Annotated in this window: 18 protein-coding genes; 8 read left to right on the top strand and 10 right to left on the bottom strand. The window is 46.3% G+C overall.

Annotated elements, in window-relative coordinates; all coding sequences use genetic code 11:
* Positions 1-46 precede the first annotated feature (46 nt).
* Complete coding sequence (locus ACRRSX_RS13525; RefSeq protein WP_432452658.1) at positions 47-511, bottom strand: Lrp/AsnC family transcriptional regulator; 465 nt, start codon at positions 509-511, stop codon at positions 47-49.
* Between the two features lie 138 nt (positions 512-649).
* Between ACRRSX_RS13525 and ACRRSX_RS13520 the strand changes: the two genes are divergently transcribed.
* Positions 650-1588, top strand: coding sequence for a DMT family transporter (locus tag ACRRSX_RS13520; RefSeq protein ID WP_432452659.1), 939 nt, complete (start codon positions 650-652; stop codon positions 1586-1588).
* 52 nt (positions 1589-1640) lie between these two features.
* Here the strand turns inward: ACRRSX_RS13520 and ACRRSX_RS13515 are convergent, their stop codons facing one another.
* The 4 genes from ACRRSX_RS13515 to ACRRSX_RS13500 form a co-directional block, all read right to left on the bottom strand.
* Entirely contained in the window at positions 1641-2366 is a 726-nt protein-coding gene (locus ACRRSX_RS13515; RefSeq protein WP_432452660.1) for an ArsR/SmtB family transcription factor, read from the bottom strand.
* Entirely contained in the window at positions 2348-2737 is a 390-nt protein-coding gene (locus ACRRSX_RS13510; protein ID WP_432452661.1) for a hypothetical protein, read from the bottom strand. Before ACRRSX_RS13510 ends, ACRRSX_RS13515 begins: the two co-directional genes overlap by 19 nt.
* Positions 2730-3053 carry an antibiotic biosynthesis monooxygenase family protein gene (locus tag ACRRSX_RS13505; protein ID WP_432452662.1) on the bottom strand — a complete coding sequence of 108 codons (324 nt, stop codon included), beginning with the start codon at positions 3051-3053 and terminating at the stop codon, positions 2730-2732. Before ACRRSX_RS13505 ends, ACRRSX_RS13510 begins: the two co-directional genes overlap by 8 nt.
* 219 nt (positions 3054-3272) lie before the next feature.
* Positions 3273-4223, bottom strand: coding sequence for a LysR family transcriptional regulator (locus ACRRSX_RS13500; protein WP_432452663.1), 951 nt, complete (start codon positions 4221-4223; stop codon positions 3273-3275).
* A 96-nt stretch (positions 4224-4319) separates the two neighbouring features.
* On the opposite strand from ACRRSX_RS13500, the gene ACRRSX_RS13495 reads away from it, so the two are divergent.
* Both ACRRSX_RS13495 and ACRRSX_RS13490 read left to right on the top strand, forming a co-directional pair.
* Complete coding sequence (locus ACRRSX_RS13495; protein WP_432452664.1) at positions 4320-5234, top strand: PhzF family phenazine biosynthesis protein; 915 nt, start codon at positions 4320-4322, stop codon at positions 5232-5234.
* A gap of 397 nt (positions 5235-5631) precedes the next feature.
* Positions 5632-6303: a response regulator transcription factor gene (locus ACRRSX_RS13490; RefSeq protein ID WP_432452665.1), complete on the top strand. Its 672-nt coding sequence runs from the start codon at positions 5632-5634 to the stop codon at positions 6301-6303.
* A gap of 316 nt (positions 6304-6619) precedes the next feature.
* Here the strand turns inward: ACRRSX_RS13490 and ACRRSX_RS13485 are convergent, their stop codons facing one another.
* Genes ACRRSX_RS13485 through ACRRSX_RS13475 form a run of 3 tightly spaced genes read right to left on the bottom strand, consistent with a single transcriptional unit; the run spans position 6620 to position 10669 of the window.
* Positions 6620-8941, bottom strand: coding sequence for an efflux RND transporter permease subunit (locus ACRRSX_RS13485; RefSeq protein WP_432452666.1), 2322 nt, complete (start codon positions 8939-8941; stop codon positions 6620-6622).
* A 16-nt stretch (positions 8942-8957) separates the two neighbouring features.
* On the bottom strand, positions 8958-9680 hold the full coding sequence (locus tag ACRRSX_RS13480) for an ATP/GTP-binding protein (RefSeq protein WP_432452667.1): 723 nt from the start codon (positions 9678-9680) through the stop codon (positions 8958-8960).
* The gene (locus ACRRSX_RS13475; protein WP_432452668.1) at positions 9677-10669 is read right to left on the bottom strand and encodes an AvrD family protein; all 993 of its coding nucleotides are present in this window, start codon (positions 10667-10669) and stop codon (positions 9677-9679) included. Before ACRRSX_RS13475 ends, ACRRSX_RS13480 begins: the two co-directional genes overlap by 4 nt.
* Positions 10670-10865: 196 nt before the next feature.
* Here ACRRSX_RS13475 and ACRRSX_RS13470 point away from each other — a divergent pair, with 196 nt between their 5' ends.
* Complete coding sequence (locus ACRRSX_RS13470; protein WP_432452669.1) at positions 10866-11642, top strand: outer membrane lipoprotein-sorting protein; 777 nt, start codon at positions 10866-10868, stop codon at positions 11640-11642.
* 38 nt (positions 11643-11680) lie between these two features.
* Positions 11681-12820, top strand: a complete 1140-nt coding sequence (locus ACRRSX_RS13465) for a hypothetical protein (RefSeq protein ID WP_432459615.1) — start codon at positions 11681-11683, stop codon at positions 12818-12820.
* A 189-nt stretch (positions 12821-13009) separates the two neighbouring features.
* On the opposite strand, the gene ACRRSX_RS13460 is transcribed toward ACRRSX_RS13465, so the two are convergent.
* Entirely contained in the window at positions 13010-13918 is a 909-nt protein-coding gene (locus ACRRSX_RS13460) for a THxN family PEP-CTERM protein (protein WP_432452671.1), read from the bottom strand.
* Positions 13919-14084: 166 nt separating this feature from the next.
* Here ACRRSX_RS13460 and ACRRSX_RS13455 point away from each other — a divergent pair, with 166 nt between their 5' ends.
* The 3 genes from ACRRSX_RS13455 (at position 14085) to ACRRSX_RS13445 (ending at position 16607) form a co-directional block, all read left to right on the top strand.
* The gene (locus tag ACRRSX_RS13455) at positions 14085-14288 is read left to right on the top strand and encodes a hypothetical protein (RefSeq protein ID WP_432452672.1); all 204 of its coding nucleotides are present in this window, start codon (positions 14085-14087) and stop codon (positions 14286-14288) included.
* Positions 14289-14848: 560 nt separating this feature from the next.
* The gene (locus tag ACRRSX_RS13450; RefSeq protein WP_432452673.1) at positions 14849-15463 is read left to right on the top strand and encodes a LysE family translocator; all 615 of its coding nucleotides are present in this window, start codon (positions 14849-14851) and stop codon (positions 15461-15463) included.
* Between the two features lie 502 nt (positions 15464-15965).
* Positions 15966-16607, top strand: coding sequence for a glutathione S-transferase family protein (locus ACRRSX_RS13445; RefSeq protein ID WP_432452674.1), 642 nt, complete (start codon positions 15966-15968; stop codon positions 16605-16607).
* A gap of 225 nt (positions 16608-16832) precedes the next feature.
* Here the strand turns inward: ACRRSX_RS13445 and ACRRSX_RS13440 are convergent, their stop codons facing one another.
* Positions 16833-18530 (bottom strand): carboxylesterase/lipase family protein, encoded by a 1698-nt coding sequence (locus ACRRSX_RS13440; RefSeq protein WP_432452675.1) that lies wholly within the window; start codon positions 18528-18530, stop codon positions 16833-16835.
* Positions 18531-18773 lie beyond the last annotated feature (243 nt).

Genomic DNA, 18773 nt, shown 5'->3' with positions numbered 1-18773 from the left:
AGTTAAGCTTGCCAAAAGTACTTCAGCAGCCGCCACGTTTTATCCGTTACCGGCTCACCTTTGTCAACGGCAGTGGGGCCGCTGATTTCACACAACGGATCGCGAAGTGACTCTGGATATCCTTCACATGGGGGAGTCCTTGCAGGCGTTTTAAAATACCTTCGTAATCATTTAAATCAATCGCCACAACTTCCAGACTATAATCGGCGGTGCCTGAAACCAGATGGGCGCTAACGATGTCTTGCATGTCGATCATCGCCGTTTCAAAAGCCGTATGGGCGCTAACTTCATGGGTGTTCAGTCGTACCTCTACAAAAATAGTCATCGAGAAGCCCGCTTTTTGCCGATCAACGCGCGCGTGGTAGCCCTGAATCACGCCACTTTGCTCTAATTGTTTTACGCGTCGCAGACACGGCGAGGGCGATAAACAAATCTGCTCCGAGAGGGCGACATTGGTGAGGCGTCCATCGTCTTGCAGTCGGGATAAGATCTCGATGTCTGTTTTGTTCATTTTGGCATACTATTAATATTAGGAAGGGTAATTTGGCATAGTATAGCAATTTATTCAAAATTTGGGTTGGATATTGCAAGGACATGCTCACCATATTGGCTGGATAATAGACTTTCGGTACGCCATAAGGAAAGCGTTATGTCTGATACTTGCAGCTCCAACACCGCCCCCCACTATAAACAGTATGCCACTGGCGGGGCGTTTCGTTATGGTTTACTCGCCGCTCTGGTGAGTATTTCTATTTGGGCTTTCTGGCTGGTGAGCATGCGGGCCGGGGTGACCAATTCTTTAGGCTTTTTTGACCTTGGCTTGTTGCGTTATTCGCCGCCAGCGCTGTTGCTGCTGCCTATTTTATGGCGCTCGAGAGCCTTACTGAAAGGTGTTTCGCCAACGCTGTTATTGGGGATAGTTGCCGGTGCGGGCGTGCCATTTTTCTATTTGAGCGCCACCGGTCTTAAGTACGCTCCAGCCTCCCATGCCGGTTTATTAATTTTGGGGGCTTATCCGCTATTTGTGACTTTATTGGCGGTGGTTTTTTATCAAGAAAGGGTGAGCATTCAACGTAAAATCGGTCTCTGCCTAGTGACTCTGGGCGTCGTGGTCCTCTTTAGCTTATCTTTGCTCACGGCCCCTGCTGGAACTTGGATTGGCGACTTATTGTTGCTTGCCGCGAGTCTTTTTTGGGCGATTTATACGGTGAGTTTACGGATAGCTGGCCTGCCGCCGCTGGTTTCTACGGCTTTGATGGGACTGGTTTCGGTGCTGGTTTTGCTGTTGTTATGGTCGACTGGTTTGGTGTCTAGTCAGTTAGTGGACTCGCCATGGCAGATGTTAGCGTGGCAGTTTTTGGTGCAAAGCTTATTGGTCGGTTTGCTCACGGGTTTTAGTTATGGCTTTGCCATTCAACGCTTGGGAGCCGAAAACATGGCCGCGATTGGTGCCTTTACCCCTGTTTTAGCGGCCTTGATAGCGGTTCCTGTTTTGGGCGAAATGATCGAGGTTTATTCCATCGTGGGGCTGCTATTGGTGAGCGCTGGAGTACTGATTGCCAGTGGTATTTTTAGCAAGCGGCAGTGAGTCCCGCCCGGCTGATCATTGTTCGCTGAAGATTTGCATTAGCCTTCGCTGGCTAGACGGTAATCGCAAATAATTTTTTAAAAGCTTGCCGGCCTGTTTTCGAGATGTTCACCATTCGATATTCGCTGACGCGAATCAGCCAGCCGTGATTCTCGAAGCAGCTGAAGAGTTCTGCGCCCAGGTGGCCGCCAAGGTGGTATTTCCTCTCGCTCCAGTCTAAACAAGGACAACAGTATTTACGCTTGGTTTTTGGCTGGAGGTTTAGCCCAAGATCTGCAAATTTTTGCTTTCCCAAGGGGCTTAAGTGTTGCCCATCTTTCTCTATCCACTGATTGCTGAGCAGCGCATCATAAATATTGACCGCCAGTTCACCAGCGAGGTGGTCGTAACAGGTTCTGGCCTGCTTTAATTCAATTGGCGTTCGACTTTTGGGCGGTTCGATTCTTTTCCAGGAGACGCCCATCAGCGTTTCAACCAGATTGGCGACATCCGCACCCGCGAGGCGGTAATAGCGATGCCGCCCTTGAGACAGGCAGCTAATCAATGCTTCCTTGAGCAGTCGAGCAAGATGAGCACTCGTGGTGGAGGGCGCAATATCTGCTATCACGCTCAGCTCAGTAGCGGTCCAGGCCCGACCATCCATTAAGGCGCAAATAATTTTGACTCTCGAGACATCCGATAGGGCAGCAGCAAGTGCTGCCATTGAGACGGGTTGAATATTATCTTCAACATTTTGCTGAGAAAGATGCGGGTGGCTGCTCAAGCGTTGACGGTCCATTGTTTGGTGGCTTGTTCGGCCAGCTTAAAATTATCTGTAATCAGGATCAAGCGGTTGGCATGATCGCTGTACTGGGTCACAATATTTACCCCAATATTGGCGAGGCTTGCTGCAATTTCACCCAGCTCTCCGGGGCGCTCTTGTTTTAGTTTTCTGATCAGTGGTTTACAAACGCCGATGACTTGCAAGTCGTGACTTTGTAATACTTGTTTTGCCTTCTCGCCATCTTCCACCAGAAAATGAGCATGGCTTTGACCCGCGCTGGAAAATACCCCGCCGCCTTCAAGGCCCACGCCATGGCTGCCAAGCAGACTTGCTAATGCCGCCAGTTGTCCGGGCTGATTTTTTAAACAGACATGAATATCATACATTGTGCTTTCCTTTGGTGTTTGATGAATCATCTTTAATCACTTCGGCAACTCGGATCTGATAAAAAGAAAAAATCGACTGATAGCCCTCGGTTTGCGCCGATTGGTGCTGCATATTTGTTTTCCATTGGCGAATCGATTCTGCATCGCGCCACCAGGATAGGGATAGAAATTTCTCTGGGTCCGCGAGGCTGGTGAAACGCTCTACAGAAATAAATCCATCTATATCAGAGAGTAAGGGTTTTAGCTCTGCCGACAGCTGAAAGTAACGCTGTTGTTGTTCTGGCTTGGCTTTGGCTTCAAAAATTACGGCAATCATTGGGTCGCTCATCAATTGTGTGTGAATGCCGGGTACTATAATCGGTTTGCCGAGGCTTGCTTCGTTAGGTAGCGAAATATGCACGCCCGGATGCATGGGTCGCGGTGATGGCCGATTTGGGGGCGGCACTAAATTGATGGATGTTTGCCGATGAAGCGACCTGCTCCCCGAGTCATTCGTAAGCAAGGATAGTGTTCCGCCTTGCTTGCATATCGATGTTTATTGAATGGCATGAGATTGATTGACCGTCGCTTGAATTTCCTTTTTGAGCCAATGCTGCAGCAGCTTAAAGCGTTTGCTTTGCGCAAAACTAGCCGAACAAACCAGCCAGTAACTGGACTCGATGTTCACTGAAGGGCCAAGTGTTTTTAGAAAACCCGCCTTCAGGTCATTTTCTATCAGTAATGTTCTGCCCAGACCAATCCCCATACCACTAACCGCGGCCTGAATCATTAGGTCGGCCCGATCAAATTGATGTTTGCAGGTGAAGGGTTCGATGAGAGAGCCGGTTTTTTCGAAGTAGTTTTGCCAGTGATAACCAGTATTGTCTTTGGCCCCTCGTCGGTCTGACAATAGTGACATTTTTTGCTCGAGTAAGGCTTGTTCGCTTTGGTCTACGACACCGTTGAGGAAGCGAGGACTGACCACGGCTTGTATTTTGCAGTGAGTCAGGTGAATTGCATGTAAGCCGGGGTAGGGGCCGACGCCGAATCTGATGGCTGCGTCGGTATCATCATGACGAAAGTCAGTCAAATCGTCTTTCACTTCAAGCGATATTGATAGTCCCTCTGAGCTTGCATTTGGCAAAATTGGGATCGCCCATTTCATGGCGAGAGAAGAAGGTAAAGAAAGTCTAATCTGGTCAGCGCTTTGGTTTTTTTCGAGCTTATCTAATGCGGGTTGCCAGACCGACATGGACTGTCGTGCTGCTTCACAGAGTATTTTTCCTGCCGCTGTCAGACGAAGATTTTTGGTGCTGCGCTCGAAAAGGGTGAGCCCAAGTTTTTCTTCCAATGCCCGGACTCTATGGCTGATTGCAGACTGTTGTACATTGAGCCGCTCGGCAGCCTTGGTAAAGTTTAGCTCGTCAACGATCGCCGCGAGTAAGGGGGCCGCCTGGCTTAATCGATTGACGGTCTCTTTGTCGGTTTCGTCCGTGAATTTATTCATGAATTTATCTCATGCCTTTATGAGTGTCTTTAAGGATATCTTTGGTTTTATTATAAGCACTAACAATTTATAGATACGATAAAATAGGATTTTTATATGAATAGATCTCATGTTATGGCTAGAAAAATACCAGCAAAAATTGTGAATGGTTTTGTCGTTGAAGGCTGTGGTGGCAATCCTGCGGGGCTGGTTCTGGACGCCGATGGCTTGAGTGAACGTGACATGTTAGATATTGCGTCTCAAATCGGCTTGTCTGAGACCGCGTTTGTCTCTCAGTCGAATACTGCAGCGTTCAAGCTTGACTTTTTCACGCCTAATCGCCGTATTGCTCATTGTGGTCATGCAACTATCGCAACATTTTCTTACTTAGCTGAAACAGGCAGGATTACGCAAGGAGAGTCGAGTAAAGAAACCGTGGATGGTTCGCGTAAGATTATGATCAAAAATGGGGCTGCCTACATGGAACAGGTGGCACCCACTTATCTGAACCATCGGGATTGGAACCCTAAGGGGGTGACGCTTGAGGACGTTCTTGATTCATTGGGCTTGGATGCCGCCGATTTGGATCCGCGTATTGAGCCTATGGTTGTGAATACGGGCAACAGTTTTGCTATGGTCGGGGTGTCAGAGGGAGCTAGACTGGCTCTGCTAAGCCCAGACTTTGCCAAAATTTCTGAGATTAGCGAGAGGCTTGAGCTTATTGGTTATTATGTTTTTACCACTGATGCTGCAGCCACCACTAAAGATGCGACGACCCGGATGTTCGCGCCGCGCTTTGCGATTAACGAAGAGTCGGCAACAGGAATGGCAGCGGGACCTTTAGCTTGTCTATTGCATGATTATCTCGGGCTTAAGCAATCTTCAATCACCATCGAGCAAGGGAAGTACATGCAGCCTGCGTCTCTGAGTCAGATTTCAGTAGAGCTTATTGTTGCAAGGGATGGACAAATCCAGGGCTTGATGGCTGGCGGTTATGGCAAGTTGATGAAGCAAGTGGATGTTTTGTTATAGTGACATTTTATTTACAGGGACCACTGGCGCGATTGCATCGGTATTCGCATCAAGGGGCAAGCCAATGGCTTGTCTCCAGATCAATAAAATGTCGATGACTTGGCTCTGAATAAGCTGAAATTTTGGGTTCAGGAGATCCTAGAAAAGTCCGCTAAAAGAGCATGCTACGCTCAAATATGTAAGCGACAGATATGACATACAGCGATTTTTCCCGGATCGCTAGCATTTAAAGTGGCGGCTTTGAGTCATGGATTTATTTTCAATAATACTTTGTTTGTCAATAAGGCCTTGAATGCAAAGCTAGGAGCGGGTATACATACCAGCATCAATGACTCAGATGCTTATACAGATTTGAGCTTGTTAAAGTCACTCGGCTCGGTAGGTATCAATAGTGCTTATGGATAAGCAGAAACTGTTTGAATTATCACACCAGTTAACCGAAGTACAAAAGGATGAAGATTTTCAAGATTGGTTTAGCGCTTTGAAAAACGAAATATCTTTTGATTTTAGTATATTAGGTTCATTGTCTAAGGAAAGCGCTAGTGCGCCCGTTTGCTTTGGTTTTTCACAGCAGCATTTTGTTCGCTGCTTTAGCGCTCGGTCACTGGCCAGCGATCCCTTATTTTCTGCCGCACGCACTCACTCGCGCAGTATTTCGGTATTGATGGATCCCATCGTCCATCCTGATTATGGTAAACGTTTGGTTATCTCAGGTCGTCAAGGGAAAGAGAGCAGCATGTTCTTATTGTCATTTGGTGAGCGGCAACCATCGAGTGACGAAATAAATGCGCTTTACCTGTTAAGCCCGCATCTTAATATGGTACGCCAGAGTATTTGCGAAAATAAGGCGCGTGAAGTGGCGTCAAAGCCGAGCTTGATGACTCAGCGAGAACAGGAGTTATTGCCTTGGTTAAAAATGGGGAAGAGTAACTGGGAAATCAGTCGATTACTTAATATCAGTGAGAGAACGGTAAAGTATCATTTGCAGAACATCTATAAAAAGCTGGGTACCCATAATCGGACACATGCGGTTGCCAAGGCAATTGAGCAAGGCTGGTGTGACGGATAAAATAAGCTGCTGCTAATGTGGCTTGAATCCTGACAGTCTATTTTTCCAGATAAACATGTTTGATGATGCTGTGCGGTATGCCGTTTTCAGAATGACGCAAATTCTGCTCAATTATTGTTGCAAGGAAAAACTACGCCCCGCCTTTCGCTGAACGCTTTAGATAGTTCTTATTGTCGATTTTTTATGCTTCTCCATTGTTTGTGTCGCTTGCATTCTGGCGAGGCGGCTTGGTCTCAATGAATCATCGGTGCTGCAAGCAATGTCATCAAAAGTAGCGGGCCGCTCGGTGAGCGAGCCCTTACTTTTTAGTTCGGTACTATCCCAAAGGTAGCCCGATTGCCTGCTCATTTGACTCGATTGGCCGGTTTTTAGCGCTGGTTATTTTTAGCATTGCAGGGACCAGCAGCAGATCGAGGACCAATGCTATTAAGATGGTAATGGCGGTCATGAGTCCCATATCTGCATTCATCTTGAAGCTGCTGCAGGCGAGGACCAAGAAACCAAGACTCAGCACCAGGCTGGTGCCGATGATGGCGAGCCCGGTATGTTTGACCGAGGATTGAATCGCTTCTTGTTCTGAATATCCCGACTTGCGGAGTGTATTGTAGCGGTACAGGAGGTGAATGGTATCGTCGACCACTATCCCCAAGGTCATACTGGCAATGACCGATAAACTCAAGCCAACTTCTCCAACCATCATTCCCCAGGCGCCAAAAGCAATCGAGGCGGGAAGAATATTCGGTAAGATACTGATAAGGCCGAGTCGGACCGAACGCAGCATGATGCCGATCAGCAGGGAAATGAGTACTAAGGCGGCCACAGAAGCAGTGAGCATACTGATATTATTGCGGTAGCCAATATGGGCAAACATGATGTCTGCGCTAACACCCGGGCTGATACTGCTTGCATTAAAATGTTCTAAGAGCTGTTTTCTCAGATTGGATTCTAGCACGACCAGTTGATTCGAAGACATCTTTTTGGCCGTGATGATGATCCGTAACTCTTTTTTATCTAATGCGACCTGATTACTCAGGTTGAGTCCGTAAGGGAGCGACATGTCGTAAAGTAGCAGCGTTTGTGCAGACAGTTGCGGATCCTGTGGCAAAACATAGTAACTGGGATCATCATTATGCAGACTGCTATTGAGCCGTTTCATGATGTCGGTGAGTGACTGGACGTGATAGACGCCATCGGTATCACGGGCCGAGGTGACAAAGGCATCCAGTTTTTGCAAGAAGTTGGGTGAGGTGACCGTTTCGCCGCCTTCGGGGCGGAGCGCAAATTGAATACTGGCGACGCCTGTGAGCTTGGCGTAGGTGAAATCATTGGCTTGTCGAACCGCATAACTCTCATCGAAGTACTCGAACAGAGTATCGTCGATTTTATTGCGGACCAGGTTGGCGGCAATCACTAAACTGAAAATTAACACCGCTGCAATTTTTAATGCCGGATTTTTGATTGTCCAGCGGGCCAGTTTTGTTAAGGGCCTGCTTAACCATTGTTGCTGATGTGCTGGGGGCCTGCGCAAGGGGAGAACGACCAGTAAGGCTGGGGCGAAGTACAGGGTGAGCAGCATAGCGGCAAAAACGCCCATGGCGGTGATGTTGCCAAGGTCATTAAACGGTGGTGAATCGCTGAAGTTCATCGACAGGAAGCCAACGGCAGTTGTTAAGCTGGTGAGTATGATGGGCAATCGGTGTTTGGCCATTGCATCAGCGATGGCTTCTGGTTTTGCCTTGCCGTCGAGTTGGGCTTTTTTGAAGCCTTGCAGAAAATGGATGCAGTCGGCGACCGCCATGGTCAAAATAATGATAGGTGCGGAAGCCGAAGGTGAGGTAATGGCGATGCCCAGCCAGCCAGCTGCGCCAAGAGCTATAAAGATCGAGGATAAGATAGCTAGCGTGATTACGACAGAACTCCAAATGCTGCGCAGATAGATTCCGGTACCCAGAATGATCAGTAACAATGCGATGGGCACGAGGCTGCCCATGTCTCGCTGCGAGGCTTCGCCAAAGGCATCATTTTGCATCACTTGACCAGTCAGGTAAAATTCGATCTCTGGGTGTTGCTCTTGAGTTTGAGCAATCAGATCTTGCCAAAATTGGGCTATTTCTCGCACTTCTTCCGACTGTTCATCGACTGAAAGTCGAACCAGTACGTTGATTGCTGTCGATTTAGCATCGGCTGCGAGGTAGCGATTGAGCAACTCGGGTTGTTGTAATGCATATTGCTTTTTATCCGCCAGTACAGCTTGCTGTTGAAGTTCATCTGATGAGATGAAATCCTCGACCAGCAGTTCATCATCGACGGCGCGGGTATATTGATAGTTGCTAACGGAGTCGACTCGGTAAGAATGGGGGGTTTGCCAGCCTTGCTCGGTGAGCTCGATGATGGTTTGCAGTACATCGGGCTGAAAAATGTCGCCAGATTTGGGTCTGAGTACCACTAATACGCTGTCATTGCTATTGTACTTATCTTCAATCTGTTCGAAAGCAACCAGATCGGGGTTATCTTTACTGAAGAACACCTTATAGTCGTTATTCAGTGTCAGTTTGCCAAGGCCAATAAAGGCTACCGCCAGAGTGGCAAGCCAAGCAAAAATCGCCAGCCAGGCACGCTTTTTAGTCCAATTAATCATGATTTATATCCTATGTTTAAGCTTGTTGAGCGGCAAGGACCGACAGACGATGATTTTCGATTTCGATCGCTTCCGCCTTGACTTTATTGACTGCGGTTTCGATCGCCTCATCGGGATCCATGCGTAGCGGTAGGTGAAAGTGTTGCGCAATGGTGAGCAGACGTTCTCGCAGCTCACCACCGACGACAATGTACGGGATATTCAGTTCTTTGAGTGTATTTAGTAACAGATCATTGGAGAGCTGACGAAATACTTCGGAGACCGGTCGGTGACCATCTGCGACCAAATCAAATTCAATCGGTAGATGGACAAATTGGCTGTAGGTTTTTTTTGCATGGCGTTTGGCGACATTGCCAAATGCTTCAATATAGCCTTTGTGAAGTGAGGCATAAGGAGCGCCTGCGATACGTTTTAGGGCTAACAGCAAGTCACTTTCAGATGGATTAATTCCGGTTTCTAATCTGGCGGCACCATATACCCATTCGTGAAGGCTAGAACCGTCGGAAAAAAAACGATCACCAAACTGTTCTTCGTTAATCATCCGCTCGGTTAGTCTGCTTAAACCAAGGGTGAGTAACTCAAAGGGTTTACATTGTTCCAGGGTTTTTCCTGGAACTGCATCCGGCAGGATTTCCCGCATCGTTCTGGCCTGAGTTCTGGGGATCTCAGTTGCAATGGCGAGCGCTTCGGTTAGGGTTGTTTTCCCGGTTGAATAGGTTCCTGATATGGCAATTTTCATGCGATTGTTCCTTGGGGAAGTGAGTGGCAAAGCTTGGCGCTAAGTGAGAATTCCGGATGGCTGGCAATAGAGCCTGAAACGGTAGCAAGACGCCATTGTTCGTGATTTTTGTTGATTAGCGAGTTGCGCGTACTTCGTAAAGTAAGGGTATGTTTTTGCTGGGGAATAATTGGGTACGGGGCAGTGATTTTGACTGAACGCATCCACAGGTTATTGGTTTGGTTTCGTTGCACATTATCTAAACGATACATCACTAATTGTGAAAGCTGAGCGAAGCTGGTTAGCCAATCCACAATCATCAGGGCGTGTGGATATTGGCCCATCAGACCGCTGAATTGATTTCCCGGTCGTTGTAGGGTGAGTTCACAAGAAACTGCACAGGATTTATCATTAAAGCTGTTGTTGTATAGTTCGCAGTGTCTTTCCCGGAACTCATCGATGAAATATTCTTCAGCGTTTAAGGGAGCCGCATTCACCGTGTGGCTGTCAATACCCGGCGGGTGGTCAATAATGATCTCAACTTCCATTGTTTTTAAGACTGTTTTGAAATGACTGAGAACCCCAAACATACTGTTATTGTTGGTCACCGATTTTATTAGCCGGGTGCTGAGCGGAACGGCAACCAGATCCTCTAAAGCTTCACTGCCAGCCTTGATGGACAAGTGTCGGATCCATGCCTGGGATGTCTGTTGTTCGCTTAAGTTGAATTCTCGTCTGAGCAGCTCACAGGCAATTCGACCCGCAACCAGAAACGCATCGATAGTACTCAGGTGGGGCGGGCGGCTACTGACTTTTTCCTTTTGTGACCAGTCGGTTCGGTAATCAATCGCGATGGTCCCTTCGGCGAAGCTGGCGGTGTATTTGACGTTGCACCGATATTGGGTTTTTTTATATCCCTCGCCAAAATAACGTTGTGCGGCGGGGCCGAGTGCATCATCGATATGTGGAATGAGTGTACATCCTTGTTCTAAGATTGGTTCAGCTTCCATTTCGGTTTCTACTCCTAACATACGAACAGTTATTTGAGAAAATCATGCTAGCTGCTTTGCTTATATTTTTATCCTGTCCGCTTGTCTGAATAAACCTGTCTGATCGTACAGGTTAAGTTTTTCAACAACTTATGTATGTTTACTGTCTGTTCATATTTCAACGTTGAATATGGGGATATGGCATCAAGGAGGAAACATGATAAAAAGCATATTGCTGCTATTAATGATATCGAGCCTGGCGTTTGGCCAAGAACCCACTGGTTTGGATATCGCAACCGAGATGGTGAATCGAGATAGTGGTTATCAGTCTTACACTGCGACGGTTGAAATGACGATTACAGCCGCCAATGGTGACGCGGTGCAGCGCCAACTGACGGTGCAAGGTAAAGAGCAGGCTGATGAGGGTGATAAAATCATTACCTATTTTAAAGCGCCTCGCGATATAGCCGGGACCAGTTTACTGACTTTTAGCCATGCGATTGAAGCGGATGATCAGTGGCTGTATCTGCCGTCCATTAAGCGAGTGAAGCGGATTTCGTCGAATAATCGCTCCGGCCCATTTATGGGAAGTGAATTTGCCTATGAAGATATGAGTTCGTGGGAGTTGGATAAATATCGCTATCAACTGGTGGGTGAAAAAGTGCAAGGTGAGCATCGTTACTGGTTGCTGGCCTGTTATCCACAATATGTGAATTCCGGTTACTCTAAATTGATTGCCTGGATCGATCAGTCCATTTACCAGCCACGCAAGATTGAATATTTCGATCGCAAAGGAACACCACTTAAGAAGCTTTCTCTGAGAGAGTATAAGCAATATGAAGATCGCTACTGGCGTCCACATATTGCCTTTATGGAGAACTTAATTTCGAAACGCACCACCGAGCTTACCTGGCAGGACTATCGCTTGGGATTAACGCTCCCTGAAAGTCAGTTCGACCCCAGACAGTTGCAGCGGGCTTACAGGCATAATTGATGATGGTTAAAAGCATGAGGTGTCTGGTTTGTATATTGATGGCCGTTTATGTCGGGGATGTCTCGGCAGAGATGATGCTGGAAGGCTATGCGGGTCTGGCGGGCGAAGTATACGCCGAGGCGCCGCTATCAGCAGAACAGTGTTGCCATCGCTTTAATCCGCAAATTACCTTAGCGCCTAAGTTGAAGTGGTGGAATGACGATGGCTGGAATGTTCTGCTGGCACCTTATTCACGGTATGAGCCACAAGCTGATGTGATTTTTGGGAACTGGCGTGAGGCGAACATTGCTTATAATGCGCAGCGTTATTCGGTGACGGTCGGTATTGATACCGTTTACTGGGGGGTTACCGAAGTCTATCAGCCAATCAATATCGTAAATCAGTATGACGGGCGGATAGCGTTAGGTAACGACGAGAAGATTGGTCAGCCGATGCTGCACTTTCAGTATTGGCCTCAGTGGGGGGAAGCACAGCTATTGTTGTTGCCGTTTCATCAAGTGAGACCATTTCGCGAACCGCAGCAACGTTTGTCTCCGGGGAAGCCGGTGGGTGAAGAGATTGTTTATTCTGACGGTAAGCGCAATCTGGATTTGGCGGCCAGAGTGGCATTTTGGCGAGACGAGCTAGATCTTGGGATTAGCTTATTCAATGGGAATAGCCGAGAGCCGATGTTGCTCGATGACGGTGCTCAGCTACTGCAATCTTACGCCACTATGACTCAGCTCGGATTAGACCTGCAGTGGACCAGAGATGATCTGCTGTGGAAATGGGAAAGTGTTGCCAAACATGGGGAAGGTAAAAATTATCTGACGCTGGTCACTGGGGCGGAGTATTCCCTATACGGCTTTGAATTCAGCCCGGGACAGTTGGGTTTGATTGCCGAGTATACTTGGGATAATCGGGACACTCAGGCACCGCCAACGCTTTATAATAACGATTTGTTTGTAGGGCTTCGATGGCAGGCAAACGATGTCAGTGATACGGAGTTATTGTTGTCGGGCCTGTTTGATCTTAAAAAAAACTCGCAGCTATATCAATTAACCGCGTCAGGTCGGGTGAGTCATCATTTTCGTTGGGTGGCAGAAGGGTTCTGGTTATCGGCCATGTCACCCACTGAGCCGATTTTCTACATGAGCAAAGACAGTTACTTATCACTGGGACTCGAGTATTACTTTTAGTTGCGTCGAACTTTTCTCGTCTTGGCTTACTTGATAAACATCAGAGCCAAACAGCTGCTGTCGAAAGCAGCCCACTGGCTTCGAATAAAGCTTCTACATATAAAATTTGAAAAAAAAGCGCAGTACAGGGGGCTGCGCTTTTCATCTTAAGCAATGATGCTAAATTCTTCGCATCATTTTTATTCGGTCTTAAGCACGGCGGCGTAAGCCAGCCAAACCTAATAAACCTAAACCAAAGATAGCTAAAGTACCTGGCTCTGTCACTTCTCTAGCTGAGATAGCAAATGCAGCTTCAAGGGTATTGGTATTATCTTCTTCAGTTAAGAAACCGATACAGGTTTTACCTTCTGGACAATCTACATTTTCAACGAATGTTAGACCTAACAAACGAGTTGTTAAGGTATATTCGTAGTCGTCTAAGCCGTCTGCTGGGATAACGAAGCTATTACTTAAGAAAATAGCATCACCATCTTGAGTGAAAGAAACATCATCATCTAATATAATGGTGAATAAATCGGCACAACCAGATTGGTTGATACCAACTTCACCGTCTAGAGTACCGCCATATTCACATGTGCCGCCAGTAGGGTGGTTGTAGGTTTCTTCAAATTGAATTTGAAATTGGAGAGCTGGTGCAGCTGTAGGAGGCAATGACACTGGCGCGGTTGGGGCTAAAAACAAACCGTCGAATAAAGTTGCCGATACTAAAGTATCACCCGTTACACCCCAGTTTTCATGGGTTAAACCTGTACCTTCAGAGAACGCTAAGGCACCAACACCATCTACAACACTGGTGGTTACTGAACCAGTTTTAGAATCATCAATTGCTAAAGAGCTTTGCAATTCGTTTGGGTTCACCGCTTTATAAGGTTGACCCCAAGACAATGTTTTAGGGAGTTCACCACTAAAAAGTGGGTCAAATTGGTCTAAAGTAGCACCCGTTGCAGTCACACCTGTTGCGTCGCCAGCTTCTGAAGTATAATCAGTGCCGAAGCCAGCATCGTTTAGGTAATCCCAATCTGTAATTAGAACTGCGTTTGCTGAAATGCTTGAAAAACCTAAGCCTAATGCGATACAAGTTAATTTAAATTTATTCATGTTGCTCATCTATTGGTTCATTTAGGAGTTTTATATGATTCCAGTAAATGCAAATATGAGGCCAATATTTTAAATCCTTTAAAAACAATGCTTTATGTATATAGTATTACATTTTAGTGAGCGTGGTGTAAAATTTACTGACACTTAAAATCAAAGTCTTTTGATCATGGTTGTTGGCCAAGCATCGGTTAAAAATTCAAGTTGGATCTATTTCTTGGGCTCAGACCTGCCTCTTCATTATTCAATGAAAGAAGATAAAACTTTACTGTTGCTGCAAGGGGTTTATCACTCGCAGATTAAAACCTCACTCGCAGATAAAAACCTACTTGAGATTGTACAGATGATGAATCAGGCGGAGCCTGGATGGTGACTCTAAAGTGTCGGCTTGGTCTACGGTGAATATTGGGTTTAGCCTTGCTCAATCAAGAGGTGTTTGGGCTTGACTATGATCTGAGCATATAGAGCGGTTGGCTCTAGAGGTAAAACAAGCCGTTTATAAAATTATTGTAGGTAAAGAATACACCAACTTAGTCATTGGCGTGGTGATTACTCCTTAGTGGAAGCTATATTAGACAATAGTAAAACCGTATGACCAATATCGGTTCATTTAAACGGTAATATGGCTTGAGTCATGTGGCCTTAAGTTTATCGGTTTGCATTGGGACTAGAGGTGTGGAAAAGGCATTGAGCTTCTTGTTGTGGACGATGAACTGGCTGCATTGCAGTGTTCCGGTGAAGCAATGCGTGCGAGTCTAGTCGAGATTGGTTTTTGATCGAATCGCTTTAGCCTTGTCTGTTCACTGCAATCGAGGCCGAACACCATTGACACAGTCGTCGTGAACTTAAGCACTCTCGTACAGTGCTCGTGCTTCACTTCATTCAATGAGTTACCATTTCAGAGATGTAAGCAAAATGAAGTCGGGATGTTTTATGAGTGTTGATGTTTGGTTCGCATATGTTGCTGCATCGTTGGTGCTGACAGCGACACCGGGCCCAAGTGTTTTTCTTGGTATCGTTCATTCCATTAATTACGGTGTGAGAAGAACCATATTTACCGCCCTTGGGGATATTAGCGCTAATTTCATTCAAATGATTTTGGTTTCGATTGGTTTGGGAGTAATTATTGCTAATTCTGAAGCGGCCTTTGATGTGATTAAGTGGTTGGGCGCGGCAACCCTGTTTTATATGGGGGTGAAGATGTTGTTTGCTTCAGAAAGTAAGTTCAAAAGGGATGATCATTTAGAAAACGTTTCAAATTCTAAACTCTACGTGTCGGGTTTTATGGTGGCAGCTGGCAATCCCAAAGCGATCGTGTTTTTTACTGCCTTTTTTCCTCAATTTATTGATACTACTCAGCCAGTGTTTTCGCAAATGGCTATTATGTGTCCTACTATGGCATTATTAGATTTTACGATGGTGATGTTATATGCCTTCTCTGCAAATAAGGTTTTGCGTGCAGGAAAAGCAAGATTAAATGTAGTGAATCGAATTAGTGGTGGTATTTTAGTCGGCGCATCAGGGGCTCTCGCCTTAAGTAGCCGTTAAGTCCTTATTCTCGGGTGAAGGTATTAAACCTTCAGACTTGCAGCTGGTCGATGCTCTGACGATTCATTGTGGTTACAATCTAGTGAGTGTCGAAGTCGCTCTGAGCCTCCCTTGGTCAACATCTATGTACTTGTGGCGCGACAGCAAACAGCGAGCCACTAAGCCTCGGCGGAAATGGAGTGATTTGAGCGGGTTCATCAGCCAGATGGTTATCGTAGACTAGAAATTCAAGCTGTTTGTAAAGACACTCGCGAAGTATGTCTGGTTTACGTTTACGGTAATCCTGAGGAAATGCTGTAAGCCGAAGATGTTGCTATTGGCTTAGCGGGTGAGTCTCTGCTAGAACATGCCAAGCTCTACCGCTGCGCAGTTTAAATGGTGAGTTAAGAGGGGTCAGTGGATCTTGATTAGTTTCCTTTGAATTGGGGATGTCGTCGTTATATCGACTCTGATTTTGGATGATAGAGATCTACTTATGGTCTTCTTTTTAATGGATGGTTAGGTGAAAATTTACGGAAGAACGACATCATTTAATGTTCAAAAAGTTTTGTGGTTTCTTGAAGAGCTAGGCAATTCTTATCAGCATATTGAATTAGGGGGGCGATTTGGTGGATTAGATGCCGCTGAATTTTCAAAACTAAATCCGATGAAGAAAGTTCCTGTCCTGATTGATGGTGATAAAGTGATTTGGGAATCACACAGTATTTTGCGGTATTTGGCCGCGAGTTACGGTTATCCTCAATGGCATTCTCAAGATCCTTATCAGTGTTCTTTATACGAGCGCTGGATGGACTGGTCACAGGTACTTTTCCAGCCCGCGTTTATGGGAACATTTTGGGGGTATTATCGAATGCCAGTAAACCAACGGAATATGGTGGAGGTTAATCATCAATTACAAAAATGCGAGGCATGTTTAAATATTCTTGAGCAAAGGCTCAATGAGAGTCCGTATTTAGCTGGTTCATCGCTTTCACTTGGCGACATTTGTGTTGGCTCTATTCTTTATCGCTTAACATCCCAAGGATTAGAGATAACGCTCCCGCCCAAAGTGACACAATGGTATCAACGCTTAAGATGTCGGCGTGGTTATAAAAAATGGATCATGAGTGATTTTAGCGAGCTGAAAGCGCGTGAAGCGTATTAACATTCAGTTTATTTAAGCTGGCGCTGGTTAAACTGTTAAATCGTGATTAAGTGAGTGCCACAACTAGGTGCGAGCCCTGAGTAGGGACATGATTTTAAGAAGATGAGTCTGATCGCAGCAAACTATCTATAGGCGAAGTGAATGGCGGATGTGTATGCTGTCAGTTTTGGCCCCGCAACAGTCAGCTGAATTTTCGCTGACTGCGATAGCGGATACGGCTTAAGTTTACTCCATCCAAAGATCCCAGAAGAAACGTCCGGAAATAATCTTATCGATATAATAATGATACTCATCGGAAGCTAAGTCCGTTTGCATTTCTGCATCAACTTGATTTTTGTCGTAGACAGCATCAGACATTGCGATGATCGAAGTGCCAAGATCTGCATCTAAACGCATGATTTGATGCTGCACGCTATAAGCTTGCCATTCTGTGAGGTCTTCACCATTCGGCGAGTCGGTATGCAGGAAGTTGCCTATATATGCCATCATTGCAGCGCTTAGAGCATCACGTCCTGGTTGGTTTTCGTCGAAATAGAACGCGCCATTGAACCACTGATTCATACCACTACTCCATTGACCCGTTATAAAGTCCATGTCAGCGCCGTGAGTCGCGGATAAACCAAGCGTGTCTGCTGGTGATTTCACCACGCCAGACCTTGTGCCCCAAGCAAAACGGTAACCAAATACCGGAGGCTGGTCTGGATTCCCTACCAGTTGGTCGGCTACATTTTCCACATTGAATGCCGCGTAGATGTTGCTGCCGTAATGCATTGCGGTGCCATAAGAGTCCAGTAAATCGGGATCTTGCGATCCTCTAAGTAATGGGGCAAATTCAGGATCGGTTAGCGCAAAAATAGCAAATTCTTGTTGCGCGCTGCCCAGCATCACCGGAACTTTGTTGTAGTGACCGGTTTTAAGTACTTCAAAACCCTCAGCAGGGAGTACATAGCCATCTTTAAACAAGTGTGGGAAAGGTGCCATTTTGATCGGTGCTGGGCCATATAAAGCGAGAAATTTATCTGCTTCTTGCGCTCTTAAGTAAGCGGCAAAATCTTCGTGTTGAGTTATCCAGATCATGGCATCTGCTTGGTTATCTGCCTCGCCATTATTGATGACTAGCTGGATCACGGCTTGTTGTGCGATAGCGTCACCAGCACTTGTCTCGGAAGTGGTCATGCCGCCACTGAGTGCCAATATTTTATGGAATAATCCACTGGCAAGGGGCGAGATCATCAGTGCCAGTGTATCTCTCGCACCAGCAGATTGACCGGCTAGGGTCACGTTACCGGGATCGCCCCCGAAGCTACTGATGTTTTGATTCACCCATTTCAGCGATTGAATAATATCAAGCAGACCAAAGTTGCCAGAATCACTCGCCAGATCGCCACTTTTTAACGCCGGATGTCTAAACCAGCCTATGGCCCCTAAGCGATAATCGATTGATATCACGATACTGTTTGTCGCTTCAGCTAACTTGTCACCAATAAACTCTTTTGGTGATCCGCTTCGATTGCCGCCGCCATGGACAAACAGCAACACTGGTAAGTCTTTGTCTGCCGTGTTGGGACGCCAAATATTCAGGTACAGGCTATCTTCACTGCCTGTCGCATTCTCGGAGTTATCTCCTTGTATTGACCCATCTTTAAATGCTTTTGCCTGCAAAGTGCCATGCCATGCTTCAGGGCTTTGCGGAGCTTTCCAGCGCAATTCACCGATGGGGGGCTGAGCGTAAGGGAGCCCTAGCCAGCCAATGGTGTTATTTTCTTGGCTTTCGAAACCTTCCACAAAACCATATTGGGTTTCTTGTAGTGCGACACCTTGGTAAGGAAATGTTTGCGAGTGATCATCATTACATCCTGCCATTAATATGGCGATGAGTAAGGCGGCACATAAGTGTATTATTTTGCGTGCACAGAGTTTCATAACTTGTCCTATTCAGTCGAGTTTATGTTTTTAGTTTTGCTCGACTATATCTGGCGAAAAGAGGTAAGTGTTTACAATATGGTGCGAGTAATTAGTTAAAGGGTGCGGCTTTGTTGAAGTGTGAGGGGGCTGTGATTGTTACGATAACTTACAAAGTGTTACCATAAATCGTGAGTATCATCTCCGTTTATTTAAGGCTATGTTTTGCTTCTTTGCTTCTTTGCTTCTTTGCTTCTTTGCTTC

The organism is Agarivorans sp. QJM3NY_30 (genome assembly GCF_050870855.2).
GTDB lineage: Bacteria > Pseudomonadota > Gammaproteobacteria > Enterobacterales > Celerinatantimonadaceae > Agarivorans.
Note: the sequence above shows the minus strand (reverse complement) of the source record. Positions and strands in the feature narration are given on the sequence as shown.